Raw genomic sequence first — 24,920 nt, forward strand, 5'->3', positions numbered from 1 at the left:
TGGAGTAAAAGTATAATATATTTTCTGGCAGGGATTAGCGTACCACCATTACTTTTTCCTTAAAATGAGCGCCAGGCCCAAAAACATCTGGTATCATGAGGATATACGTACCGGCAGCAAGGCTATGTACATGTACAGGTTGCATTCCTTTCACCGATAGCCTTTGGACCATCTTGCCGTTCAGGTCAAAAATATACGCTTCTTTCTGTCCATTTACACCTTCCAGCCGTATACTGAACTGGCCTTCATTGGGGTTGGGCCAGATCGTCACATGCACGCTTGTTTCACCTTTTACCGCCTTGATCAAAGAATAATAAACCCTGTTGTCCAGGTCCACCTGTTTCAGGCGGTAATAGCTGATGCCGCTGTAATCATTGGCATCGGCAAACGTATAATGAAGCGGCAGGTTACTATTGCCATTAGGTGCTTTGGAACCGACAAATCCTCTTGCGGTAAAAATAGATTCGTTCTCCAGCCGGCGTTCTACATCAAATCCTTTATTATTTTGTTCCGTCTGTGTTTCCCAGTTTACCTGCACCGTACTGGTCGTTAACCGTTTTACGTTAAAGTCTGACAACTTAACAGGCAGCGCTGCAGACAATGAACCAATGCCAAACTCACTGAAGTTTCCCAGGTTATTCCTGAGCGCATAACCATGTGTTACCATCCGGCCTGCGCCCCCATTACCATTCACATTACTGCCGGCAGGAACGCTCCAATCTGCCCCGCTCACAGAGCCTTCCGGACGGCGTAATATGGCAAATTGGTTATCGGTCAAACCGGTAAATCCATTGAGTGATAACTTAAGATTGTACTTACCGGCCGTGGGGGCCACATTGGGGGTTAAATGCCAGATACCGCCATCGCTGATGCTTACATACGTGGCGCCTTGTTCAGTTACCATAAGCCCGGCATCTGTTCCTGTTTTGGGACCAAAGAAAGCGTCTATATAAGTAACATTATTCAGTGCATTGGCGGTAAGGTTATCCAGTTCAGCTACATTGGACCTTACCGCATTGCCTACCGGAAACTTATAATTATTCACAGTAGCCGGGGTTACAGAGCGACGTAGTCTTCCATTGAACCAGCCATTCGTAAAACCGGGATTGCTGGCATCGGCTTCTACGGCCAGTTGTGTAGTGCCCGGAGCTATCGCCATAAAGGCGCCGGTATTAATAACGCCTTTTACCAGGTACCATTTATTGGCAGTAATATTGCTGCCCAACGTCAGGCTGCTGCCATTCATATCAACACGGTCAAAAGTGTTGAGGCTGTTAATCGCTTGATTACCGGTACTGGTAAATACAAACCGGCCGGTACCATAACTATATCCCGAGGCGGTATTATCTGTAAAGTCAGCAGCAAGGCCGCTGTTATTGCCGATATTGACAACGCCGTTATTCACCAGCGTACTTCCGTTCGCCAGTGTAACATTGCCTTGTACTGCTACCTGTGCGCCGTTTTGTATATGTAACGTAGCGCCTGATTGAACAGTCAATTGAGCATATCCCGGTAACAGGGCCATCACATACAGGCCTGTAATAACACAATTCTTTTTCATAAATAAGTTTGGAGGTGACCAGTAATATCAACCAGTGGGTACATTAAAAGGTAGTGCAAAATATTACTTTCCCGAAGCCCTCTTCGGGTTACTTAGTAACCGGCAGCTTTTACTGAGTAAATGGAATAAACAGCCACCTGTCAGCGACTCATTGCCGGCTGCCGCTCACTGCTTATACACCACAAAGGAAAACTGGTTATCCACCTCAGCACCGGCCAGGTTAAAAATATGAACATGCAGGTTGCCGCTGCCACTGCCGAGAGAGGTGATAACCGGCGTTGTACTGCCCGAGGGGGTAACCACAGTTACATATTGCTGAAACTGGTAATTCTCACCGGTGATCGTGATGGCATACCAACCTGTAATAATGCGGCTCACTGTAAAATTGCCACTTCCGGTATATATGGTGCCGGCGGAACTTATATTTCCATAACAGATTGGCAGCAGGTTGGCCGTACCTGTTTTGGAAGAGCGGTTCAGCTCTTCCTGGATGTTAATATTGCCATCGGTCTCAACAGTAAGTTTGGGAGATGCCTGGATAGTAAGGTGGACTTTGCCGGTGGTATTTCCTGCGCCGGTACCGAAATCCACATCTTCTGCATTCCCTGAAAAGGAACCTATATAGCCCCGGTAAAGGCCATTCTCGGTAAAAATAACATACATCCCATCGGGGCCCGAAAAGCGGGAAACAAAGGATTCCGGGCTCCAAACATCCAGCTTACAAACAGGACTGGTAATACCAATGCCCACATTTTGTGCTGTTCCGGTCATACCACGTAGCACAAGTAGGAAAAAGAGTAGTTGTTTCATAAACAGTAAAGGTTTATCCAAAACTATACTGTCTCGAACATCGTTCCACTACATCTTCATGTAGTGTACGGTCTATAAATGAGCGTGTCTTAAATTTATCATGCAGCTAAACGGAAGGACCCTCAAACCAATCCATCTTTGATCGCTTTGGAAACAGCTTCTGTGGCAGAGTGTACATGGAGCTTATCGTAGATCTTCTTAATGTAGAAGCGTACTGTATCATGGCTGATCTTCAACTGGGCGGCGATCATCTTATAGCTGAATCCCTGCACCAGCAATTGCAGGATGCTGATCTCCTTCTCGGACAGATCAGTTTTCTCCTGGTCGGTATTATGAGCAGGCGGGATCATCATCAACACCTTACGGGCCACGGTACCGGTCATGGGAGCGCCGCCCGTCAATACATTGCGAACAGCCGCCGCCACCTCTATGGATGCGTAACGTTTGAGGATATAACCACTGGCACCGGCACAAATAGCCCGGAATATATTCTCATTATCATCAAAAACCGTCAGCATAATGATCGGAAGCTGGATGTCAATCTTACGGATGCGCCGCACAGCTTCCACGCCACTGACCCCGGGCATATCAATATCCATCAATACCACATCCGGTTCCAGCTCCCGCACATCTGTCTCTACCGTCTCGGCATTGGGAATACCGGCTATAAATTCCAGGTCAGGCTCTTCCCCCAACAAAGTCTCCATACTTTGCCGGAGGGCCTCATTGTCGTCATATAATAAAATTCTTACCGCCATTAGCACATTAAAAGTACTACCACAAAAATAGGCGGCTACTACATAATCATGTAGTAAAAAACATCATTTATTTGGGCAATACTTCCGTAACTCCGAGTACAGGAAATGATGAAGAGGTGGTTCTACCTGCATAAACAGGTCTTTTTCATACAGGGCAGTAAATAAGCGGTCTACCGCATTGCTGGCAAGAACAGGGTCGCCTGTTAAAGTATAGGCCAATACCAGCAGATCTTCCGAATACTCTTTGTACAACCTGATATAGGAGTGGATATTCCTGTCTTTTAATCCTTCCAATAGAACAAATTCATCTTTAAAATCAGCTTCTTTCATACGGTCTGAAATTGGAACACTTTTTAATAGGGGATACATAACAATAGGGTTAATAGGGCTAGCAAAAAAAGGGTACGGATGGGAAAGACATTTGTGGCACAGGGGGTATGCGCAAATCAAGGATAGGGTACGGATTAAAAATGCCGGGGCAGAAAAAACCACTCCTTCCGCCTGCCGGCTTCTGTTTTACCTTGGTAACTAACTGTAACTAAACTGAAAAACCACCACCGTTTAACCGTTCATTTAGCATAGCCAGCCTTCAGGCGGTCGCTAAAAAGTCCTGTTTTATTGTCTGTACTTACAAATCAATCTTTTGGGCAATAAGGTTCCCCCTGGTATTTGTATCCAGGCAAAGCAATACCTGCCATGCCGGAACGCAAACAGCATCCATCACTGGTAAACACAAACTGTATTTACAGGAAAAAAGGGAGGTAAGCACCCAAGTGCAAGGGTTTGATCAACAAGGTCTAAGCTCTTTAAAATCCGTATACTATTCATTAGACCGGAAGAGAGGTTCAAACGTTTCGCGGAAACTAAAAAAAATGTCAGATTTTTTTCAGTTATGCGTGGAGGTTGATGCTCGGTGGTCGGCATACCTGGAAAAATCAGATATTTGCCCAATGGAACCTCTACGCAACGCCCCTCCACTTTTTGAGGTCTTAACTCAAAAGGCTGCAAATGGTGATAACAAAGCCTTTCAGCAACTCTATGATCACATAGCCGGCAAAATGTATAGCCTTTGCCTTCGCTATGCCGGAAATGCCAATGATGCCAATGACTGCTTCCAGGAAGGATTTGTAAAACTATACAGGCACCTCGCTGGTTTCAGGGGCGACGGGTCATTCGAAGGCTGGGCCCGCAGGATCTTCGTGGGTACCTGCATTGATTTCATCAGGAAAAAAAAGGCAGTCTTAACCAGTATCTCGGAAGATATAGACATCGCCTCTGACGGGCTGAATGGTTATGATAAGCTAACCAACGAAGACCTGATGAAAATGATCCGCCAATTGCCCGATGGCTACCGGACCGTTATCAACCTCAATCTCGTAGAAGGTTACAACCATAAAGAAATAGGAGAAATGCTCGAGATCTCGGAAGAGGGCAGCAGGTCACAACTATTCAGGGCAAGAGCATACCTCCAAAAACTATTTAAAGAAACCAATGGCGAATAAAGCTGATATATTAAACCGCTTACAGCAGTATGAGGTGCAGCCTCCGCCAGAGGTGTTCCACAGCCTGTTTCACAGGCTGCAGGCAGAAAGCGCCCAGGCTGAAGAGGCCAAATGGCAGGGTATCCTGCAGGGCCTTCAGCAACTGGAAATACAACCGCCTTCTTTTATGCCTGTGGCGATAGCGGATGCCATTGCCGGCAAACCGCTGTTTTCTTTCCTGCAGGACGTTGCTGTTGCGCCGCCGGCTGATGCCTTTGAGCGCATCGTCCGCGCGGTATCCACCGATAGCCTTGCCGTTAAGGCGCCCATCAGAAAGCTTTTTACACCGCTCAGGGCTATTGCCGCTGCCCTGCTGCTCGTAGCAGCCGGATGGGGTATCTATCGTTTCGCTGTTCAATCACCTGATAAACCATCGGTTGAGCTGGCCGGCCAAACCACACCTCAAAACATACCTGTTATTGATTCCGTTCATCAGACTGCTGCACATCCCGATTCCGTAATAGCCAGGTTCCAGCTATATGATAATGTAAAAACAGAGAATTACTTTAAGAATAACCGGTTCACGGCTGAAGGCGTCGGCATGCAATTAGTAGATAATGATTTCTTTGTCACCTTCGCCAGTTACCAGTATGAAGAACTGCCTTCCTTTTTAACAGAGGAGGAAAACAGTGAGCTCACCATAAGGCTTGATCAATACAGCTACTTCACCATCTCCCAGAACATGATGGACATGTTGAAGAAAATGTACCAACGCAAGTCGAAGGGAACGCTTACGCGGAAAGCCAGGAAGGAAAAAGAAAAACTGGAACGGTGGAAGAAAGCCGATGGCGCCCGTTTTGATCAAAAACGTGCTGCTAATCCGCTTGATCCTATTGACCTGGCCGAGTTCATATATAAATATTAGATTATCCTACTAAACCTTATCCAATTGTTTAATCATTGCATCATGTCTCAATCACGGTTCGCCAGTCTTGCCATCTTCTTCCTGTGTTGTGCTTCTTTTATAAAAGCACCGGATACAACCTGTATAGCACAAGTACCCGCCGACAGATCAGAGGCCGACTTAACCGTGACCTACACCATTGAATTGATGAAGGCAAAGAACAAGAGCATTGGTATTGGCGAAGCTTATAATGGAGGTACCAAAACCATCTTCATCAGCAATGGGTTGGCAAGATTGCGCCTGGTAAGCCTCATGCGTATGCAAAGCATCTTCCTCCTGCCTTCCGGCAACCCCGACCGGGTAGCCGCTATTGTGAAGGAATCAGGAAAGAACAAACATAAAGTCTACCTGTCGGCCACCCAGTGGAAGCAATACAATGCCAAATATGACCAGGCCACCTGTCGCCTTATGGATGATACAGTCTCTATTTCCGGCTATCACTGCAAAAAGGCTGTCCTCTCCCTGGCCGATGGCAGAAGTATAACAGCCTTCTATACACAGGATATCCAGCGTGCCGAACTGGCGGCAGCGGAACCCGTCTTTGCCTGCATTCCCGGGCTTGTATTAAAATACACCTATGAATACAAAAAAGGGAAAATTACCTATACAGCAACAGCCATCAGCAGAAAGCCAATAGATCAGAACATCCTCAAAGTACCCTCTAAAGGTTATACCGTGCAGGAATACCAATCAGGCGCTATGGAAGAAAAAGATAAATAAGTGAGATTTACCGGCGCCGCTCATTCATGTTCTTCACGTTGTATCACCGCCATATCTTCAGTAGTTGAAGTCATCTCCGGGGTGGCCTTCATAGGTTCCATAGCCTTTTTCCTGGATAAAAAGCGGCGGATGCTCCGGAAAATGCGGAAATAAAACTCCTGGTTAAACAATTGCGAGTCGTGCAGCGCCTTATAGATCAGGAACAGGCCGATAGGGAGCAATACGATCGTGGCCAGCCACATGCCGGCAAAAGGTTGCAACACATCTTCTTTCACAAACTTCTTTCCGAAATTATTCAGCAGGAAAAAGATCACAAAAAATACAATGGCAAATACCACCGGTGTCCCAATGCCACCCTTGCGTACAATAGAGCCCAGCGGGGCGCCGATCAGGAATAATACCAGTACGGCAATAGACATCGTAAACTTCTCGTGCCAGGTCATCAGGTGCAGACGCAATTCCTTACGTTTGTTTTCATATTCTGTAGAAGCGCCTTCCAGCACCGACTTAATGGAATTGCCATATGATATACTTTGGTCCAGCACGCCCGAACGGGCACTGTCTGGCAGCATCTTCCGGAACGAACTATCCTTCCTGATGGCCGGTACCTTTACATTGGCCCATCCACTGTCAACATATTGGATAAAGGGCAGGTAGGCTTTCAATTCCATCTTGTGTCGTTCCTGCGACTGCTGTAACATCCGTTGCAGGGAATCAATCGTCTTACTCAGTTGCCGTACGCTCAGCATCTCCGCCCGGTCCTTGTACACACTGTCATTCGTAAAATTCATCTTCAGCGCGCTCAGGTCAAGTACTTTCTTATACTCCTGGAAGCCCATCCGGTAAAACCGGGTATTGATGCCTGTACGTTCTCCTTCCTCCTCATAGCGCCAGCCGTTTTGCAACGTAAACTCCAGGGAGTGTTTATCATCCGACATGCGCATAATGCCCCGTTTGGCGGAAATCATATTATCCTGCGCACCGGGGCTGCTTTCATAAATGATAATATCATTCAGGATAGAGTCATTGATCTTTTTAGACACCTTGATCGAATAGCCGGGGATCATTGTATAAAACTGCCCTTCCTTCAGATCAAATGCCGGCTTCTTATTCACCAGGTCATACTGCAGCGTCTTCATCTTCAGGTTGGCTACCGGGATCACATTATTATTAAAATAAAAAGCCAGCCCGGCCATCAGTATCGTGGTCACCAGCAGGGAACGCATAAAGCGCAGCAGGCCAATGCCGGCCGATTTAATCGCTACCAGCTCAAAGGTCTCACCCAGGTTACCGAAAGTCATAATGGAGGAAAGCAACACGGCCAGGGGCAGGGCCAGGGGCACCAGCGTAGCGCTCAGGTATACGATCAGTCGCACGATCGTCATCGTATCAATACCCTTACCCACAAAATCATCAATCCACAGCCAGAAAAACTGTAAGATCAACACAAACAGCGTGAGGAAAAAAGTGGCAATGAATGGCCCTATAAATGCCTTCAGTACCAGTATATCCAGTTTTTTGATCACAATCTTATGAGTTTCGTGTGCCGGGTTTCGTGTTTCGGGTTAGGCGCGTTTAAGTTTAATCAGCGTCATGAAACCAAAGAACCCGAAACCCCAAACTCGAAACCCGAAACTATTACCTTTATCCTATGGATGCCGCAAAAATACAGCTTTCAGCAGAGGAATCAACCCTCGTGCAAAATGCTCATTGGCTTTTAACAAAGAATAATATCATTGAAAAAGTAGTGCTGCTTTTTGGTCAACTGGCGCCGGTTATAAAAAATACCCTTCACAGCCTGCCGGTACCCTTACCCGAAACCATCCTCCTGTCATCTCCTAAAATATCCAAAGGAGAAAAATATGAAGGATTACCCTGGGTTATCCTCGATTTTCCGCGTGTATTTAATAAAGAAGAAATCTTTGCCATCCGTACCTTCTTCTGGTGGGGGCATTTTTTCAGCATTACGCTCCATCTGAAAGGAGCTTACAAGCAGCAATACCAGGCCGCACTCTTACAAAACATAGCACTGCTCAAACAACATGATTTTTATATCTGTGTAGCTGGCGATGAATGGCAGCATCATTTCATGGAAGACAACTATAGTCCGCTGCAACAATTAGAAGAAGCCTCAATAGAAAAAATTCTATCGCGTAATGATTTTTGTAAGTTCTCCGCTAAAATTCCCCTTGCGCAGTGGGAGCAGGCCAACGGGAAATTGGTGTACCTCTGCCAGGTATTATTACAGGCCCTGGGCCATTAATTGCCCAGGCGGTGAAACAGATCTTTTACCTGGTAAGCCCACAACTGGCTCTGATCTTTTACCTCTCCCTTCTCTGCAAAATCCCGGATCACCAAAATAGTCTGGTTAGTAACTTCGGATTTCTCAATGCGAAACTCAAAATATTCATCGGATGGTGCGTGTAGCCAATGAAATCGTATGAATTTTTCCTGCTCACTTTCAGTCACTTCAGCTTTATCAGTAGTCCCATTCCAGGAGAAACTGAAAACATTATCCCGCTCATCCACTTTATCAGCAAACCATTCCTGCAAACCAGCGGCCGTACTAAGGAATTCATATAAAATGGAAGGAGAACATCTTAACGGATACTCTAACGTAAATTGTTGTTTCTTACTCATCTACTCCTTGTATTGATCTTTTTATAATACCAATGCGCAATAATAGAAAAATAATGCAACCCCCAAAATTTTTTTGTTGCAACTCCCGTTAAAGGTAGGGAAAGTCATATACAACCCGAAAAACTTTAAAACTACTGACAACCAACAATTTATAGTTAAAATTATTTGGATTAGGAGACTAGAATCGTTAAATTGCTGAATGTGAACTTTTATTGTTGGTCGTCCGGATATAAGAAAAAACCTGCAAAAGCGTTTTTCTTATGTCTGAACTGTAGCCTTTAAACCTTAAAAACCCTTTAAATGACCTACCTATGAGTATGCGTCAACTCAAGATCACGAAATCTATCACGAATCGTGAATCTCAGAGCCTTGAAAAGTACCTGCAGGAAATCGGTAAAGTAGAATTGATCAGCCCCGAAGAGGAAGTGCGGTTAGCCCGTAGAATCAAACAAGGTGATCAGTTGGCACTCGACAAACTCACAAAGGCAAATCTGCGTTTCGTCGTTTCCGTAGCCAAGCAGTACCAAAATCAGGGACTCTCCCTGCCAGATCTCATTAACGAGGGCAACCTGGGCTTGATCAAGGCTGCACAGCGCTTTGATGAAACCCGCGGCTTTAAATTCATTTCCTACGCTGTATGGTGGATCCGTCAAAGCATCCTGCAGGCCCTGGCCGAGCAGTCACGCATTGTGCGCCTCCCGCTCAACAAAGTAGGGCTTACCAACAAGATCCAGAAGGCATTCTCCCAACTGGAACAGGAGTATGAACGGGAACCCTCACCTGAAGAGCTGGCCGAACTGCTCGAACTGGAAACAGAGGAAGTCTCCGCCACACTGGGTATTGCAGCGCGCCACGTAAGCATGGATACACCGCTGTCTGAAGGGGAAGACAATACCCTCGTAGATGTGCTGGAAAATCCCAATGCCGAACGCGCCAACCTCAACATTGAGCACAATGAATCGCTCAAACAAGAGATCGAGCGGTCTATGAGAATGCTCACCGAAAGGCAAAAAGAGGTCATCTGTTACTTCTTTGGTATTGGCGTGGACCATCCCATGAGCCTGGAAGACATTGGGGAGAAATTCAACCTCACCCGCGAGCGTGTTCGCCAGATCAAGGACAAAGCCATCACCAAATTGCGCACCAACTCCCGTTCCAGGGAATTGCGGGGATATTTAGGCGTTTAACCTTAAAAATGTTAAGTACACCCAAAGAAAACTTTACACTTTATAAGCTAATCTTACTGTAAATTTGCAGTCCGTTCAAAGGTGAATGTATCATTACATTCACCTTTGAACTTTATGGCATTACCTGGTTGCCGTTAAACTGTTAATTTTAAACACTGTGTAATATGTTCGAGTCTTTATCGGAGAAATTGGAATCCGCCTTTAAGCAGATAAAAGGGGAAGGAAGGATCACCGAGCTCAATATTGCTGCCACTGTCAAAGACATCCGCCGCGCCCTGGTAGATGCCGACGTAAACTATAAAATCGCCAAAGAATTTACCGATAAGGTCAGGGATACAGCCCTGGGGCAGAAAGTGCTGACCGCCGTAAGTCCCGGCCAGCTCATGGTCAAGATCGTGAAGGATGAGCTGGTAGAGCTTATGGGAGGCACAGAAAGTGCTTTTAACACAAAAGGTAGCCCTGCCATCATCCTCATTGCCGGCCTTCAGGGTTCCGGTAAAACCACTTTCAGCGGCAAGCTGGCCAACTACCTCAAAACCAAAAAGGGACTGTCTCCCATGCTCGTGGCGGCCGATATCTACCGCCCGGCGGCCATAGACCAGTTGAAAGTATTGGGGGGCCAGATCGGCATAGACGTGTACAGTGAGCCGGAAAACAAAGATGCCGTAGCCATCGCCACCAATGCCATCAAAGAGGCCAAAAGTAAGAACAAGAACGTGCTGATTATCGATACTGCCGGCCGTTTGGCAGTAGACGAGGTCATGATGACCGAAGTGGCCAACATCAAATCCGCTGTCTCTCCCAACGAAATACTATTCGTGGTAGATTCCATGACCGGCCAGGATGCTGTCAATACCGCCAAGGCTTTCAATGACCGCCTCGACTTCTCCGGCGTCGTGCTTACCAAGCTCGATGGCGATACCCGTGGTGGTGCAGCCCTGTCTATCAAATACACTGTCAACAAGCCCATTAAGTTTGTAAGCAGTGGCGAGAAAATGGATACCCTCGATGTTTTCTATCCCGAGCGGATGGCCCAGCGTATCCTCGGCATGGGTGATATCACCACCCTCGTGGAAAAAGCCCAGGCCCAGTTCGATGAGGCCCAGGCCAAAAAGCTTGAGAAGAAGATCCGGAAGAACCAGTTTGATTTTGAGGACTTTAAGCAACAATTGGAGCAGATCAAGAAAATGGGCAACATCAAAGATCTGCTAGGAATGATTCCCGGCGTTGGTAAAGCGGTGAAAGACATTGATATAAGTGACGATTCCTTCAAAGGCATCGAAGCCCTGATCAACTCCATGACCCCCCAGGAACGCAACAACCCCGATATTATAGATGCCCGTCGTAAACAACGGATTGCCAAAGGCGCGGGGAAAGACCTGGCCGAATTAAATGCCTTTATCAAGCAGTTCGAGCAGATGAAGGAAATGATGAAAATGATGAACAAAATGCCCATGGGACGTATGGGGATGGGGAGGAGGTAATGGCCGCAGAATTGATGGTCAACTTTCGAAAATTATTAATGATTCCGGCTTAATATTTTTTTAATCATAATTTTTTCAGAAGTGGGCCGCTATTTCAAACGAATTATTATATTTGGAAAAATCAACCGGATTGCTACCTTTGCAATCCTTGAAAAAGTAGAAAGTAACCCTATTTGTTCACGCATTTAAATGTCTATTTAAAATGCCAGTTAAAATCAGACTGCAACGTCACGGGTCTAAGAAAAGACCATTTTATTTCATCGTAGTGGCAGACGCCCGCTCCCCCAGAGATGGAAAATTCATCCAGAAATTAGGTACGTACAATCCGCTTACGGTTCCGGCTACTATTCAGCTTGACCGCCAGAAAGCCCTCGATTGGCTGCACAAAGGCGCTCAACCTACGGACACCGTACGCAGAATTTTGTCGTTTAAGGGAGTACTGTATCTGAAACACCTCTTACGCGGTGTTAAACTTGGTCTGTTCGACGAGGCTGCTGCAATGGTGAAATTCCAGACATGGCACTCAGAACATGAGGTACATGTTAAGAAACGCCAGGAAGCAAACGCCAAAGACAGAAGAGTTCGCCGTGGTGGTGTTGGCGCTCCTATCAGAAGGAGAAGCGAGGGAGAAGCCTCCTAAGCAGCAGTATAGCTAAAGCCAAACTCATTAAAATCCCGATGACTATCTTTGTCGTCGGGATTTTTTATAACTATGACCAACTACATCAGCATCGGAAAACTGGTAGCCACCTTTGGCGTAGGAGGCGAATTGGTATTGCGCCATGAGCTCGGTAAAAAAACAGCCCTTAAAGGCCTGGAAACCCTTTTCCTGGAAGATAAAAAGGAAGAGATGCTGCCTTACTTCATAGAGGCAGCCCGCGTAAAAAGCGACCAGGAGATCTATATCAAGCTCGAGAACGTCCATAGCAAAGAAGCGGCGCAGAAACTCGTACAAAAGCAGGTATGGCTCGAAGAAGAAGCTTTTCACCAGCATGCCGGGAAATCGGCCCCCATCTCCCTGCTGGGCTTTCACATCATAGACAACGGAAATGACATTGGTGAAATACTCGAAGTTATAGAACAGCCCCACCAGGTGCTTTGCCGCATAGACCTCGATGGCAAAGAAGCCCTCATCCCCATCCACCAGGATACTTTACAGAAAATAGACAAAAAGAAAAAACAAATACAAGTGGAGCTCCCCGACGGCCTCCTCGACATCTTCCGGTAACTGGCGCAAGTATGCCGCCTGGCTAAGCGGGCAGGGTACTTGTGCCCGTTCCTCATGATCTCTTAAACCTTTCCATCACCTGCTCGCTATATCCTGCACTCACCGGCACGTTCACCTTATTGGCCAGCACCACATTATCGGGCTTCAGGCTCTTGATCTGCCGCAGGGCCACGATAAATGATTTATGCGTACGCACAAACTGGCTGGCGGGCAACAGCTCTTCCAGCTTCTTCATCGTAAGATGCACCAGGTGACTCCCCTGCACCGTGAAAATCTTCATATAATCGCGCGATGCTTCCACATAAACAATATCAGCATGCGCGATCTTCATCAATCCTTCTTTCTCTTTGATCAACAGATAATCCTGCTCGTCACCGGTTTCCGCATTACCGGAAGTATGCATCAATTGCCGCACCTTATCAATTGCCTTACTAAACCGTTCATAAGAAAAAGGCTTCAGCAGGTAATCTGTTACATTCAGGTCATACCCTTCCAGGGCATAATCGGCATAAGCGGTGGTGAAAATAACCCGGGGCGGATTGCTCAGTGTTTTAAGGAAAGTAATCCCGTTCACCAATGGCATCTCGATATCCAGGAAAATAAGGTCAATCGTATGCTGCTCCAGTTTGGCAAAAGCCTCCAGTGCATTCCGGCACTTGGCTACCAGCAGCAAACCCGGTGTTTGTAAAATATACTGTTCTAATATCTGGTGGGCGATCAGCTCATCATCGGCAATCAGGCACCGGATCACAGGCCCTGTATGTTCATGATTGGTCATAGCGCTATTGTAATGATAGGGTAAGTTTCACTTCAAATATATTATTACCGGCGTTGATCGCAAGCGTATGTTTTCCGGGGTAATAAAGCGCCAGGCGTTTCCGTACATTACTAATGCCCACACCCCCATATCGCGGCTCTTCCCCCCTCCCCTTTAGGAGAGGGGCCGGGGATGGGGCAAACACATCGTTGCGAAGCTCAAACGTCAGGGAGCCTGCTTCTACCGTTAAGGAACCATGTATAAAGCCGGTATCATTCAACCGGTGAGCGCCATGCTTAAAACTGTTTTCCAGAAACTGGATAAACAGGAGGGGCGCTATTTGCTGACTGCCGGCATCACCCTGCACTGTAAACTCAATATCCGCTGCCGGGTACCGTCGCTTCTCCATCTCCAGGTAATTTTCCAGGAAGGCAATATCCTTTTCCAGCGCTACCTGGTTTTGCTGGCAATCGTACAAAATAAAACGCATCATATCCGACAGGCGCAAAATAAAGGCAGGCGTTTCCTTATTGCCGGTAAGGCTCATCCCGTAAATATTATTCAGGGTATTGAACAGGAAATGCGGGTGCAATTGCGCCTTCAATGATTCCAGTTGCAATACAAGATTGTCTTTTTCCAGCAGGTGTTTCTTGCGTTCATTTTCATAGGCGTACCAGATAAAACTTACCGACAAAAAGGCGATAATATCAGCAAATAAAGTATTGGGGGCCCATCCAAATGGCCTTCGTAGCAGCCGTGTAGCAAGCTCAAAACAGCTTCCATAAAATGCTTTCAGTTCAGGTTGCGATACCAGCTTGTAAAATACCAGCGATACCAGCCAGTTACTGATCTTGCATACAATGCCGAAATACAAAATAATCGCCACCGGCAGCCACCCGTTCCTTTTCTGCTGAAGCAGGCCGGGCACTATCCAGTGGTAAAAGGGAATAACATATACAGTGAGGCCTATGGCAAACAGGATCAGTTCGGGATGGGGGAAATTATCATATTGGGGATTAGGCAGCCTGGCCATATCCAGTAAATAGCTGTATTTAAAAATACATACGCAGATCAGCCACACTGATAGCTCATAAATGAAAGGGAATTGTAGCACCTGGCCTTTCTGTAATTGTAGTCGCTTTAACATAGGTACAAGAATAAAATAGATAGCGCGTTCCTGGCCGCCATTTCGATGTAATCATACATTTCTTCGACGAAATTAAGCCCTCTTTTTTACGTCGCACAACCCCGCCTCTTTGCAGAATGCCACTTCACTTCGCTTACCATGCGCCGTAGGTTTGTGTCATCATAAAATTATAAAAATACAAACAATATGAAACAGACAGCCCGGAGGATCGCACTCCTTATCACTTGCTTCACCCTTGTAATCATGGTGCATGCCCAGGTTATTAAAGACACTGTAACCGATAGCGTAAAGATAAAAACCGATAGCCTGAAAGCAGTAACCATTACCGCATCAAAACCTTTCATCAAACAGAAAGTAGACAAAACCATTGTAACCGTCGCCGGCAGCCCCCTCGCGGCAGGAGGAAATGCCTGGGAAGTACTGGTGCGGGCGCCTGGTATTGTAGAACAGGGGAATAACCTCCAGTTAAAAGGAAAAACAGTAACCGTTTTAATGGATGGCCGGTACACCAATATGAGCGGGGAAGACCTGAAAAACATGCTCAATGCAATGCCTGCCAACCGCATTGAAAGAATTGAGCTCATGCCCAATCCTTCCGCCAGGTACGATGCGCAGGGAGGTTCCATCATCAACATCATAATGGCCAAAAACACCAAACTAGGCGTCAATGGATCTGCTACACTCGGAGGCCGTGCCGGAAAATATGGCTCCTGGAATACCGGCCTTTCACTCAACTACCGCAGTAAGAAGGTAAATGTCTATGGCAGCTATGATTACCTCAATAACCAGCAATTCAATGAAAGCAGCTTCAACCGTTTTATAAACAACGGCAAGCACATTGCCGATAATGTCTATGGAACAGATCAGCGTAGTAGTCATTCCATAAAGGCCGGACTGGATTATGACCTTAACAAACGCAATTCATTCGGTATCCTCATAAAAGGGTTGATCAATAACATTGACAAAACATCCGGCACCCGTTCTATGGCTGATTATACCGACGTTGACAATGATTCCCTCTCTATGGTAGTTGCCAATGGCAAAGCCCGTTACATCATTCCTTCTGTAAACCTGTATTATAAAGCCATCCTGGACACTGCCGGGAAAGAAGTAAGGTTCAATGCCGACTACTTCAGCTACAATAAAAAATGGAATGATCATTTCACAACCAGGTATTTTGATCCCCGGGGCGCTGAATATGATGCGAAGCTGTTAAGGGCCGATGCGCCAGCCACCAACGATATTAAATCCTTCTCCATTGACTATAAGCAACCAATAAAAAAGGGTAGCCTGGAAGTAGGGACCAAAATATCACAGGCCACTACCGACAATGATGCCGTGTGGGAGCAGGGCCGGAACGGAACATGGGCAAAAGATTTCGGTAAGACCAATCACTTCATCTACAAGGAAAATGTGTATGCGGCTTATGTGAACGTAAACAAGGAGTTCAAAAAAATAAGCCTCATGATGGGCGTGAGGGCCGAGCAAACACATACCGAAGGAACATCAGTGACCTCACAACAAACCAACAAGAACAAATACCTCAACTTCTTTCCCAATATGGCTATTCAATACAATGCTGCTAAAGACCACCTGTTTGCTTTCTCTTATCGCCAAAGCATAGAGCGCTATAAATACGACATTGTAAATCCTTTTATCGTATACAAAAGCCAGTACAGTTACTACCAGGGTAATCCTTACCTCAATCCCGGTATCCAACACAACTTTGAGCTGTCTTATGTGTACAACAATGAATTGTTTACGACGCTTACCTATTCCCGATTTGAAGATGTGCTCACAAATATCTACCGTAAAGACAGTACTTCCCCGGCTGTGATCAATACCTGGGACAACCTCAGCAGCGCCGATTATATGGAAGCCGCTGTTTCACATTCAAAATCCCTGTTCAATAACAAATGGATGACCAATAACACAGTTGCCGTATCCTATGCAAAATTCAATGCGCCTGCCGGTTCTGATCTCAACAATGCTAAAGTAACTACCATTCTCAGCAGTGATAATACCATCCTCTTACCCAAAGGATATAAAGTACAGGTATCGGCTGTTTATTTCTCCCCGATGGCGCTGGGTGTAGTAAGTTATAAGTCACGTTTCAACATGAACCTTGGTATGTCTAAAACAGTATTGGAAAACAAGGGCACCATTGCGTTAAGTGTCAGTGATCTGTTCAATACCTATAATTCTACATTCACGGTGGCATCTTTTGGCATACAGTCAACAAACTATGTCAAACCCGAAACCCGCTTTGTAAAACTGACCTTCACATACCGTTTTGGCAACAAAAATGTAAAAGCCAATGCCAACCGCAAAACCAGCATCGAAAACGAAAGCCGCAGAATGCAATAAAAAATAAATAACATGATTAAGAACATCATTACAATCGTAAGCTTATGCGTCATGCTCACAGGCGCCACTCTTAACACAACAGCTCAGCAAATTACACAGGCTGCTAAAGACAGTGCCCGCACATGGGTACAGCAACACCAATCGTCTGTAGATATCAGTACTTTCCAGGCATTTAAACAGCAAATGAAACCAATACTCAATAACATGGCTGCTTCGCAAGTGGTTGGATTGGGAGAAGGTACCCATGGCACCAGTGAATTTCAAACAGTGCGTACCTGGATTACCCGCTATCTCTGTGAGGAAAAAGGTTTTACAGTCGTGTGCCTCGAAAACAGTTATGGCTGGTGTGTAGAACTTAATAAATACATACAAACCGGTGTGGGCAACCTGGATACGCTCATGCAACAAAACCTGCTGGGTATGTGGCAGAATGCGGAAATAAAAGAATTGTTGCAATGGATGCAGCAATACAACCAAACGCATAGCAACAAACTTCAGTTGGCAGGCATTGATTATTCAGAAACTTCTACCAACGCGCGCATCATACAGGCAATCACCGGCAGGTTGAATAATCCTGCTCTTGCCGCTATGGTGGATACCCTGCTGATGCGGGCGCACTTTATGGATGCTGCCTACGCGGATATGAATGCATCCAAACCTTCTTATCAATGGAAAGATATCCTGGACAACGGCGTCAAAGCGTATGAAGTGACCCTGCGTATAAAAGCAACACTTGATAGCCTGAAGCCCCAACTGCAGCAGCAATTGACCGGCACGGCCATACAAACAGTATATACCACTTTATACAACTGTGAGCTGGCTTATTATAGTATCTACAGGCCGGTAAAAGAACGCAAAGAAGCCTCCCGCGATGAAGCCATGGCCAATATGGTGCGGCGGATATCGGAACAACAAAATAGTGCTAAAGCAGTAGTATGGGCCCACAATGCACACCTGGCCAAAGAGCGGATCTTTGGCGATGAAAGCAATGGAGGTGGTACCGGTATGTACCTGAATGAATATTTTCCCGGCAATTATAGGGTAATTGGAACAGGCACAGCGGGAGGAACTTATAGTAGCACTACCGACCGTTTTATCGTCAATACCAGTCGCTTTAAAAGCGATTCCCTTACCAATGCTATCAATAACTCCTGGGAAGAGCTGTTAAGATCCATGGATAATAAAGCATGCTTTATTGATACCCGTGATAAACAATATCCTCTTCCGGCCTTACCATTGCGTTTTACCGGTTATGGACGTTCTGATAAAAAGGACTTTGTAGCAGGCAGGATCAACAAACTGTTTGATGGTTTCATTTTCATTCCGGTTACCCAGGCCACCCATATCATGCAATAGTTTTGTACCGGTGGCGCTATGATGATTGGCAACAACTAAAAACCTGCGTCAAAACTAAAGCTGGCCTTGGGGAAAGTATAGCCATGTTCCTTTTTTACAATGGCCAGTGTATTATTGATCTGTACAAAATGCCGTTGGTGGTGTGCGATCAGGAAGCGGAAAGTATCGCCCAGTTTCAGGGTAATGAATTGGGCAATGGAAATAGGGATACTTAGCTTATTGAGGTCGGTATTGCGTGCTTTGTCCAGTAACGCCAGTAATAATTTTTCCTGTTCCATAAACTCATTCAGTACCGCAAAGCTGTCTACATCCGGAGAGGGGCGATGATTTTTAGGCGCCTGCATCTTATGGGTAATACGGCCATCTTCCCTGGGCAGCATGGATTGGGTAAAATAATTACCCAGCCATCCCGGGGTGAAAGAAGCATTGGCCTTATAAGTACTATTGTCCAGCGCCTGCTTTATCAGCGGCAGGTAATAACGTCCGTATGAGTTCAGGTGTTCTGTTACCTGTGCCACACTCCATTTTCCGGGAGCAGGCTGCTGCAACAACACGCCGGGATCTTCCTGTAGCAGGTAATGTAATGTGAGAATAATCTGCCTGGTATCTGTTTCCAGCTTATCCAGCAACTGGCTGCTTTGCATCGTTTTCATAAATCAATCATTCATTTGATAACACAAAGCTACCGGCCTTCTATTTCAAAAATCTTGGCGCACACCATGATTTTTGAAAAGTGGAAATGTTACCTAAACCAATCCACCGCATACTTAAACCCGATCCCAATTGTATAAAAACCTCCCCTTGTATGCTGGGTGGCTTTTACCATAGCGCCATTCTCCGGGGTATATTCCACATGTTGTATCAGGGTCTTTCTGACACCTGCATAATAATTGGTACTGAGACCCAGCAAGGCCTTTTGCCCGAGGCGGATATCAATGCCCACACCCAGTTGGAACAGGGGAAATACCTGGGCGGGATACTGGTTCGTATAAAAATAGTCAATCCGGCCCTTGCTGGTCATGGTGGAAGTTGGGTCCAGGATACCACCAGGGCTTTCATTGGCGATGGCCAGTGAAAGGCCGGTCACCGGACACAGGGCGATAGCGCCTTTAAGAAGTGGCAGACGTCCGCCAACACGCAGTGGCACCAGCACCGCCGTTCTGTCCGTACCACCACTACCGCCTTCATGGTCAAAAGCAATGCCTGTCTTATAGGCCCTTGCATAAACGCCTGTTTCCAGGAACAGGTGCTTGTTCATCATATGGCGGATAGTGGCGCCCCACAAGGCACTGTTGACATCCGCGTCGGAGAGACGGCCGCCCGGGTCATTGATCTTAAAGATATCTGCTGAATAAGCTACTTCCGCGCCGATATACGTGGAAGATTGGGCCATCGAAGTAAAATATCCCAATAGGCCAAGGCAAAAGGCTATAAAACGGTTCATGGGGCTAAAGTATATTTTGTAAACCAATGCTACCAAACAAGCCTTGAAGGAAAACCCTAAATTGGCTGAACTGCCTGTTTGCCTATATGAAGAGGCATATATCCTGTGTAAGCTGTGTTCCTATATCCGCACACTCGCCATCAATTTGCTGAACGTGCTGGCGTCAATTCCCATATACGAAGCCAGGTACTTATGCGGTATCAGTTGCAATACATGCGGGCTCCGTTTCAGCAGGATCCTGAACTTTTCTTCTGCACTATAACTCAGTAATTCGATCTGTCTTTCCAGCAAGCCCATCATCACCCAGGAAACAGACAGCCGTACCCACCGTTCAATATTATGATACTGGTCCATCAGTTGCTGCACCTGCTGGTAAGAGGTGCGCAGCATCTTGCTGGCAGTCAGTGTTTCCAGGAAATAGCGGGAAGGCTGTTGGGTAAGGAACGAGTCTACAATACCGGAAAAGGAGGGTGCATAACTGAAAACAACCGTAGCCTCGGGATGCTTATCATCAAGATAAAAAGCCCTTTGCACACCTTCCGTTACAAAATACAGGTAACGCTCGGTTTCGCCGGCGGTAGTGAGAATGGTTTTGCGTTTATATTGCACTGGCTGCCAGATGGCCGAAAAATCAGTCCATTCTGCTTCCGATAAAGGATGCAATGCAAAGATCTGCTTGCGCAATAAAGCCAGTTCCTGCTCCATGCAGTAAAAATAAATAAAAGGTACCTTTGTCCATCATGTCCTTCACACCACAACGCATTATAGCGCACTTCGACCTTGATGCATTCTTCGTTTCTGTAGAATGCGTCAATAATCCTTCCCTGAAGGGGAAACCCTTGCTGGTGGGTGGACGGGAGCGGGGAGTAGTGGCGGCCTGTAGCTATGAAGCCCGCAAATATGGCATTCATTCTGCCATGCCCATGAAAACGGCCCTGCGGCTTTGCCCGCATGCCATTGTGACCAACAACAGCCGGGGCGATTACAGCAAATATTCCCGGATCGTTACCAACATCATTGCAGATAAGGCCCCTTTATTTGAAAAGGCCTCCATTGATGAATTCTACCTCGACCTTACCGGGATGGATAAATACTTCCAGCCTTACCAGTGGACCATTGATCTGCGGCAGGAGATCATTGACAAAACACAATTGCCCATCTCCTTTGCGCTGGCTTCCAATAAAATGATCGCTAAAATTGCCACCGATGCCGCCAAGCCCAATGGCTACCTCCACATTCCCTTTGGCAAGGAGAAAGAGTTCCTGGCGCCGTTGACCGTCAATAAAATTCCCGGCGTGGGTACCCATACCTATGATGCCCTTAAAGCCATTGGTATTTATACCATTAAAGATCTGAGTGAGCAATCGCCCGATATTTTGGAGAAACGCTTCGGCAAATATGGTCTTGAGCTTTGGAACAAGTCACAGGGCATCCACCATGGTGAAGTGACGCCGTATTATGAATCCAAATCCATCTCCACCGAAAATACCTTTGAAGAGAACTTGACCGACGTCAACCGGTTAATGACCGAGCTGGTGCACATGACAGAGCGGGTAGCTTACGAACTGCGGCAGGATAACAAGACTGCTGGCTGTATAGCCGTCAAAATACGCTACCCCGATTTTGAGACCACCTCCAAACAAACCACCATTCCCTATACCTTCTACGATGATGAACTTATCCCCAAAGCTAAAGAGCTGTTTCACAAGCTTTGGCGCAAAGGCCAGCCCATACGCCTCATGGGTGTAAGGCTCAGTGAGCTGACCGATGAAGCCGTCCAGACCAATCTCTTTACCGACACTGAAAAAAAGAACGGCCTCTATAAAGCCATTGATGACGTGAAAAACCGCTTCGGAAAATATGCTATTACCAAGGCTACTGGTAAGTAATGTATTATATATCATTCAGATAGGGGACTGTTACAGGTCGGCCCCTTCCGTCAGCAATGTTGCAATCGGGCCAGCTTCTCCCGGCGAGGTCGAAAATGCCCGCGTAAGATAAATTTAACAATTTAGTCTACTCGTGAAGTAGGGAATCTGTATCTTCGTAATCCGTTTGCGGATTTTTTTAAACCATAAATATCTTTGTATATGAGCTTAAGATTAGGAGACATCGCGCCGAATTTCCAGGCCAAAACGACTGCTGGCGATATCGACTTCTACGAGTACCTCGGCGATGGCTGGGGCATCCTGTTTTCACACCCCGCCGACTATACCCCTGTTTGTACTACAGAACTCGGTAAAACTGCTTTGCTGCAGGGCGAATTTGAAAAACGCAATGTAAAAGTACTGGCTGTAAGTGTTGATCCGCTGGACAAACACCTTGGCTGGGTAAAGGATATAAACGAAACACAAAACTGTACTGTTGGTTTTCCCATCATTGCTGATGACGACCGCAAGGTGGCTACTCTGTACGACATGATCCACCCCAACGCTTCGGAAACTTTCACTGTTCGTTCACTCTTCGTGATCGGACCCGATAAGAAAGTGAAGCTGACGCTCACTTACCCTGCTTCTACCGGAAGGAACTTCCATGAAGTATTGCGCGTGATCGAGTCTCTGCAATTGACCTCCGGTTACAGTGTAGCTACGCCTGCCGATTGGAAACATGGTGAAGATGTGATCGTGGTACCTGCCGTTTCTACCGAAGATGCGATCAAGAAGTTCCCCAAAGGTGTACAGGTAATAAAACCTTACCTCCGTTATACACCCCAACCGAACCTCGACAAATAGTCATTAGTTGTAATTACTGACATCGTTATACAACCTTCCTGTTTTTACGGGAAGGTTTTTTGTTTTTCCCCCATTTCAGAATATCTTACTGGAAATTAAACTGTACATGAGAAAATCCTTAGCTGTCATCCTGAGCTCCGTCGAAGGATTGTCAAAGCCTTTTCTATTCCTGCTGATCCTATGCATCCCCTTCAGTCTCCTGGCACAACGTACCATCCTGCACTGTGGTAAACTCATAGATGTGTCCAAAGGACAGGTGCTTACACAATACTCCATCATCATTGAAGGCAATAAAATTACGGATGTACAGGCCGGCTATACCAAAGCGGCCGGTACCGACAAAGTGATTGACCTTAAAGAAAAGACCGTCATGCCTGGTTTAATTGATTGTCATGTACACCTCGAAGATGAGACCAATCCCAACCAGTACATTCAGAAATTCACCTTTAACCAGGCCGACTATGCCTACCAGTCAGTAGTGTTTGCCGAGCGTACCCTCAATATTGGTTTTACGACTGTGCGCGACCTGGGTGGTACCGGTGTCAATATCTCCCTGCGCAATGCCATCAATAAAAAATACATCAAAGGTCCCCGCATCCTCACTGCCGGCAAATCTATTGCTACTACAGGCGGCCATGCCGATCCTACCAATGGTTACCGCAAAGACCTCATGGGTGATCCCGGCCCTGCTGCCGGCGTAGCCAATGGCCCTGCAGAATGTATGCAGGCTGTGCGTCAGCGATATAAAGATGGTGCTGATCTTATTAAGATCACTGCTTCCGGTGGCGTACTGAGCGTAGCAAAGAGTGGGGAGAATCCGCAGTTTACGGAAGAAGAAATAAAAGCCATTGTTTCCACCGCCAAAGACTATGGTTTCCGGGTGGCGGCGCATTGTCATGGGGCAGAAGCCATGAAGCGGGCGGTAAAAGCCGGTGTGAACAGCATTGAGCATGGCACCTATATGGACGATGAGGTCATGCAGCTCATGAAGCAGCACGGTACTTACTACGTGCCCACCATTACAGCCGGAAAAGCGGTGGGTGACTCTGCCAAAAAGCCCGGCTACTATCCCGATCTCGTCACGCCCAAGGCGCTGGCTATCGGGCCTAAAATACAATCCACCTTTGGCAAAGCTTACAAGGCGGGTGTAAAGATTGCCTTTGGCACCGATGCAGGGGTATATATGCATGGTAAGAACTGGCTGGAATTTGTGTACATGTACGAGGCCGGAATGCCGGTCATGGAAGCCATTCAGTCAGCTACCGTGGCGGCCGCCGACCTGCTGGGCATGAGTGATGCGATAGGCAGTATAGAAAAAGGTAAACTGGCCGATATCGTCGCCGTAGAAGGCGATCCCACCAAAGACGTCCAGGCCATGGGGAAGATGAGGTTTGTGATGAAGGACGGAATCGTCTATAAGAATGAATAACTCATTGAAGACAGCAATAATAATATTGCTGATTATTAACGTAAAAGCAAGAGCCGCCTCTGGAAGGCGGCTCTTGCTTTTATATTTCCCGCAGAGTCTCCCGGAGGGGACTCTGCGGTTCTCATTGACTTACTTCCTCTTCCTCAACTGCTGCAACAAAGCCCGCATATCTTTCGGTAAAGGTGCTTCCACTGCATACTCATTACCCTGTGCATCTTTAAAGCGTAAGCGCTCTGCATGCAGCCCCAGCCTGCCCAGGATGGGGCGCTCTTCCTCTTCACTTTTCGACAGGTTATAATTCCGCTTAAAGGAAGATACCAGGATGGGGTTGGCATCGCCATACAGTGCATCTACTACGATGGGGTGACCCACGTGTTGCATATGCACCCGTATCTGGTGGGTACGTCCCGTATGGATACGGAACCGCAATAAAGAGAACTTGCCAAACTCTTCCAGCACTTCATAATCTGTTATCGATTGCTTTCCCCGCTGGTGGATCAGCATTACGCCACGTTTGGTGGTATTCTCCGCTATGGGTTCGTCAATGGTCATTTTCTTTTCAGGAGGAACTCCATTAACAATGCCCAGGTAATATTTCTCTACCGTTCTTTCCTCAAATGCCTGGGAAAGGTACTTATGCGTTTCTTCATCTTTGGCAAATACAATGATCCCGCTTGTATCACGGTCAAGACGGTGTACCGTAAAGATCTGTCCAAACTTTTCCTGCAGCATTTGCTTCAGGGAAAACTCTTTTCCTTCCCGGTCAGGAATACTCAATAAGCCAGATGGTTTATTGAGCACAATAAAATGATCGTTCTCGATCAATATCTCCGGCGATGACTTAACCACGTGCTG

25 protein-coding genes are annotated in these 24,920 nt (G+C 46.6%); 13 read left to right on the forward strand and 12 right to left on the reverse strand.

What is annotated here, in order from left to right:
• Positions 1 to 34 precede the first annotated feature (34 nt).
• The 4 genes from HB364_RS08355 to HB364_RS08370 form a co-directional block, all read right to left on the reverse strand.
• A complete protein-coding gene (locus HB364_RS08355; protein ID WP_167287429.1) occupies positions 35 to 1,561 on the reverse strand; it encodes a T9SS type A sorting domain-containing protein in 1,527 nt (508 codons plus the stop codon).
• Between the two features lie 165 nt (positions 1,562 to 1,726).
• The gene (locus HB364_RS08360) at positions 1,727 to 2,371 is read right to left on the reverse strand and encodes a hypothetical protein (protein ID WP_167287430.1); all 645 of its coding nucleotides are present in this window, start codon (positions 2,369 to 2,371) and stop codon (positions 1,727 to 1,729) included.
• Between the two features lie 122 nt (positions 2,372 to 2,493).
• Positions 2,494 to 3,129 carry a response regulator transcription factor gene (locus tag HB364_RS08365; protein WP_167287431.1) on the reverse strand — a complete coding sequence of 212 codons (636 nt, stop codon included), beginning with the start codon at positions 3,127 to 3,129 and terminating at the stop codon, positions 2,494 to 2,496.
• 63 nt (positions 3,130 to 3,192) lie between these two features.
• Complete coding sequence (locus HB364_RS08370; protein WP_167287432.1) at positions 3,193 to 3,459, reverse strand: RNA polymerase sigma factor; 267 nt, start codon at positions 3,457 to 3,459, stop codon at positions 3,193 to 3,195.
• 620 nt (positions 3,460 to 4,079) lie between these two features.
• Between HB364_RS08370 and HB364_RS08375 the strand changes: the two genes are divergently transcribed.
• From HB364_RS08375 to HB364_RS08385, 3 genes are read left to right on the forward strand one after another with little or no spacing between them, the layout of a single operon-like run.
• Positions 4,080 to 4,631: an RNA polymerase sigma factor gene (locus HB364_RS08375; RefSeq protein WP_167287433.1), complete on the forward strand. Its 552-nt coding sequence runs from the start codon at positions 4,080 to 4,082 to the stop codon at positions 4,629 to 4,631.
• The gene (locus tag HB364_RS08380; protein ID WP_167287434.1) at positions 4,621 to 5,535 is read left to right on the forward strand and encodes a hypothetical protein; all 915 of its coding nucleotides are present in this window, start codon (positions 4,621 to 4,623) and stop codon (positions 5,533 to 5,535) included. The genes HB364_RS08375 and HB364_RS08380 overlap by 11 nt, the downstream gene beginning before the upstream one ends.
• 42 nt (positions 5,536 to 5,577) lie before the next feature.
• Positions 5,578 to 6,294, forward strand: coding sequence for a hypothetical protein (locus HB364_RS08385; RefSeq protein WP_167287435.1), 717 nt, complete (start codon positions 5,578 to 5,580; stop codon positions 6,292 to 6,294).
• Between the two features lie 20 nt (positions 6,295 to 6,314).
• On the opposite strand, the gene HB364_RS08390 is transcribed toward HB364_RS08385, so the two are convergent.
• The gene (locus tag HB364_RS08390; protein ID WP_167287436.1) at positions 6,315 to 7,820 is read right to left on the reverse strand and encodes an LptF/LptG family permease; all 1,506 of its coding nucleotides are present in this window, start codon (positions 7,818 to 7,820) and stop codon (positions 6,315 to 6,317) included.
• A 125-nt stretch (positions 7,821 to 7,945) separates the two neighbouring features.
• Here HB364_RS08390 and HB364_RS08395 point away from each other — a divergent pair, with 125 nt between their 5' ends.
• Positions 7,946 to 8,557 (forward strand): hypothetical protein, encoded by a 612-nt coding sequence (locus HB364_RS08395; protein WP_167287437.1) that lies wholly within the window; start codon positions 7,946 to 7,948, stop codon positions 8,555 to 8,557.
• Here HB364_RS08395 and HB364_RS08400 read toward each other — a convergent pair.
• A complete protein-coding gene (locus HB364_RS08400) occupies positions 8,554 to 8,934 on the reverse strand; it encodes an START-like domain-containing protein (protein ID WP_167287438.1) in 381 nt (126 codons plus the stop codon). The genes HB364_RS08395 and HB364_RS08400 overlap by 4 nt on opposite strands.
• 311 nt (positions 8,935 to 9,245) lie before the next feature.
• On the opposite strand from HB364_RS08400, the gene HB364_RS08405 reads away from it, so the two are divergent.
• The 4 genes from HB364_RS08405 to rimM all read left to right on the forward strand — a co-directional run bounded on the left by HB364_RS08405 (position 9,246) and on the right by rimM (position 12,833).
• Entirely contained in the window at positions 9,246 to 10,121 is an 876-nt protein-coding gene (locus HB364_RS08405) for a sigma-70 family RNA polymerase sigma factor (protein WP_208419876.1), read from the forward strand.
• A 164-nt stretch (positions 10,122 to 10,285) separates the two neighbouring features.
• Positions 10,286 to 11,605: a signal recognition particle protein gene (ffh, locus tag HB364_RS08410; RefSeq protein WP_167287439.1), complete on the forward strand. Its 1,320-nt coding sequence runs from the start codon at positions 10,286 to 10,288 to the stop codon at positions 11,603 to 11,605.
• 265 nt (positions 11,606 to 11,870) lie between these two features.
• Positions 11,871 to 12,245 (forward strand): 30S ribosomal protein S16, encoded by a 375-nt coding sequence (gene rpsP, locus HB364_RS33485; protein ID WP_394353210.1) that lies wholly within the window; start codon positions 11,871 to 11,873, stop codon positions 12,243 to 12,245.
• Positions 12,246 to 12,317: 72 nt separating this feature from the next.
• Positions 12,318 to 12,833: a ribosome maturation factor RimM gene (gene rimM, locus HB364_RS08420; protein ID WP_167287441.1), complete on the forward strand. Its 516-nt coding sequence runs from the start codon at positions 12,318 to 12,320 to the stop codon at positions 12,831 to 12,833.
• Positions 12,834 to 12,885: 52 nt separating this feature from the next.
• On the opposite strand, the gene HB364_RS08425 is transcribed toward rimM, so the two are convergent.
• Together HB364_RS08425 and HB364_RS08430 are read right to left on the reverse strand one after the other, a co-directional pair.
• Complete coding sequence (locus tag HB364_RS08425; protein WP_167287442.1) at positions 12,886 to 13,611, reverse strand: LytR/AlgR family response regulator transcription factor; 726 nt, start codon at positions 13,609 to 13,611, stop codon at positions 12,886 to 12,888.
• A 4-nt stretch (positions 13,612 to 13,615) separates the two neighbouring features.
• Positions 13,616 to 14,737 carry a sensor histidine kinase gene (locus HB364_RS08430; protein ID WP_167287443.1) on the reverse strand — a complete coding sequence of 374 codons (1,122 nt, stop codon included), beginning with the start codon at positions 14,735 to 14,737 and terminating at the stop codon, positions 13,616 to 13,618.
• Positions 14,738 to 14,923: 186 nt separating this feature from the next.
• Between HB364_RS08430 and HB364_RS08435 the strand changes: the two genes are divergently transcribed.
• Positions 14,924 to 17,104, forward strand: a complete 2,181-nt coding sequence (locus HB364_RS08435; RefSeq protein ID WP_167287444.1) for an outer membrane beta-barrel family protein — start codon at positions 14,924 to 14,926, stop codon at positions 17,102 to 17,104.
• A 12-nt stretch (positions 17,105 to 17,116) separates the two neighbouring features.
• Complete coding sequence (locus HB364_RS08440) at positions 17,117 to 18,460, forward strand: erythromycin esterase family protein (RefSeq protein WP_167287445.1); 1,344 nt, start codon at positions 17,117 to 17,119, stop codon at positions 18,458 to 18,460.
• 35 nt (positions 18,461 to 18,495) lie between these two features.
• Here the strand turns inward: HB364_RS08440 and HB364_RS08445 are convergent, their stop codons facing one another.
• The 3 genes from HB364_RS08445 to HB364_RS08455 all read right to left on the reverse strand — a co-directional run bounded on the left by HB364_RS08445 (position 18,496) and on the right by HB364_RS08455 (position 20,609).
• Complete coding sequence (locus HB364_RS08445; RefSeq protein WP_167287446.1) at positions 18,496 to 19,113, reverse strand: DinB family protein; 618 nt, start codon at positions 19,111 to 19,113, stop codon at positions 18,496 to 18,498.
• Positions 19,114 to 19,202: 89 nt separating this feature from the next.
• Positions 19,203 to 19,904 (reverse strand): hypothetical protein, encoded by a 702-nt coding sequence (locus HB364_RS08450; protein WP_167287447.1) that lies wholly within the window; start codon positions 19,902 to 19,904, stop codon positions 19,203 to 19,205.
• Between the two features lie 120 nt (positions 19,905 to 20,024).
• Entirely contained in the window at positions 20,025 to 20,609 is a 585-nt protein-coding gene (locus HB364_RS08455) for a Crp/Fnr family transcriptional regulator (RefSeq protein ID WP_167287448.1), read from the reverse strand.
• A 35-nt stretch (positions 20,610 to 20,644) separates the two neighbouring features.
• Between HB364_RS08455 and dinB the strand changes: the two genes are divergently transcribed.
• The 3 genes from dinB (at position 20,645) to HB364_RS08470 (ending at position 24,065) form a co-directional block, all read left to right on the forward strand.
• The gene (gene dinB, locus HB364_RS08460; protein WP_167287449.1) at positions 20,645 to 21,793 is read left to right on the forward strand and encodes a DNA polymerase IV; all 1,149 of its coding nucleotides are present in this window, start codon (positions 20,645 to 20,647) and stop codon (positions 21,791 to 21,793) included.
• Between the two features lie 201 nt (positions 21,794 to 21,994).
• On the forward strand, positions 21,995 to 22,636 hold the full coding sequence (locus tag HB364_RS08465) for a peroxiredoxin (RefSeq protein WP_167287450.1): 642 nt from the start codon (positions 21,995 to 21,997) through the stop codon (positions 22,634 to 22,636).
• 106 nt (positions 22,637 to 22,742) lie between these two features.
• Positions 22,743 to 24,065 carry a metal-dependent hydrolase family protein gene (locus HB364_RS08470; protein WP_167287451.1) on the forward strand — a complete coding sequence of 441 codons (1,323 nt, stop codon included), beginning with the start codon at positions 22,743 to 22,745 and terminating at the stop codon, positions 24,063 to 24,065.
• 129 nt (positions 24,066 to 24,194) lie between these two features.
• On the opposite strand, the gene HB364_RS08475 is transcribed toward HB364_RS08470, so the two are convergent.
• The gene (locus tag HB364_RS08475; RefSeq protein WP_167287452.1) at positions 24,195 to 24,914 is read right to left on the reverse strand and encodes an RluA family pseudouridine synthase; all 720 of its coding nucleotides are present in this window, start codon (positions 24,912 to 24,914) and stop codon (positions 24,195 to 24,197) included.
• Between the last annotated feature and the right edge of the window lie 6 nt (positions 24,915 to 24,920).

The organism is Paraflavitalea devenefica, assembly GCF_011759375.1.
GTDB classification, from domain to species: domain Bacteria; phylum Bacteroidota; class Bacteroidia; order Chitinophagales; family Chitinophagaceae; genus Paraflavitalea; species Paraflavitalea devenefica.